1 pseudogene is annotated in these 1,181 nt (G+C 76.1%); it reads right to left on the minus strand.

From position 1 onward, the window contains the following. Window positions 1-1,181 (minus strand): annotated as a pseudogene (locus HMPREF3099_RS13110) (copper oxidase); the annotation flags it as partial.

Consider the following 1,181-nt stretch of genomic DNA (forward strand, 5'->3'; position numbering starts at 1 on the left):
CCGGGCCGCCAGCTGCTCCCGACGCGCCCGCCCGGCGGCGGCGACGGCGCGGACCATCAGCGGGACGAACGATGCCAGCGACACCAGCACCAGCACGGAGGCGGCCACCCGCACGAGGCTGGGCACCGGCAGCAGGCACACGAGCAGGCCGGCGTTGGTGGTCACCAGTCGGGCGGCACCCCACCGGTCGAACCACGCCGCGGCGGCACGCACCACCGGCTTGCCGCCCCCGATGACCACCGGCATGAGGTGGCTCAGGGCGCCGGTGAGCAGCTGGGCGGCGAAACCCACCACGACCACGGCGGTGGTGCGGTCGAAGGTGGTGCCCACCCGCGTCCAGTCCTGCGCGGTCAGCAGGGCGGTCAGCACCATCGCGATGCCGGCGGCCCACCACAGCAGGGCTGCACCCACGGACGCGGCGGCGAACTCGCGCGGAAGCCCCCGGCGCACCGGCGAGAGCACCCCCGCGGCCCACCAGAGGAGGCCCGCGGCGTAGAGCGCCACCCCGGCGGCGGCGACGGGCTGCCACCCGCCGAGCGCGCCGGTCAGCACCACCACGAGCCCACCGACCAGCACCGGCAGGGCGTGCCGGGTGTGCGCCTCGGCCCGCGTCCCGATGCGGGTGCGCAGCATGGTCGGCCAGAGCGTCAGCAGGGTGCCGGTCACGGTGAGACCCACCCAACCCAGGAGGTTCACCATCGTGTGGGCCAGGAGCAGGCGGCCGTGCCACTCGGGGCCCACCCCGCGGGCCAGCGTGGCCCCCAGGGCCGCGCCCACCGGCAGGCACAGCGCCGCGGCCACGTAGTAGCGCACGGTGACGGCGTAGCGGCCGGGCAGGGCAGCCCGCAGGCGGCGCACCAGCTGGCGGGCGTGCTCCAGCACGGCGGTGCCCACCAGCACGGCGCCGGCCACCGTGAGCAGCCACCACCCGGTGGGCACGCCCACCAGGACCAGGCAGGTGCCGGCCAGCAGCATCCACAGGCGGCGAGACTGCGTGGCGCGGTCGTCCACGTCCGGGGCGGACCTCAGCAGGGCGTTGGCGAAGTGGGTGCTCCACACCATGATCGAGTGCGACAGGGCGCCCAGCAGCACCAGGTGCACCATGAGCCAGCGCGAGGCCGGCACGAAGGGGTGCACCAGCGAGAGCAGCACCGCGAGCGCCAGCCACACCACGCCGGGCC

It is taken from the genome of Kytococcus sp. HMSC28H12, from assembly GCF_001816045.1.
Lineage (GTDB): Bacteria > Actinomycetota > Actinomycetes > Actinomycetales > Dermatophilaceae > Kytococcus > Kytococcus schroeteri.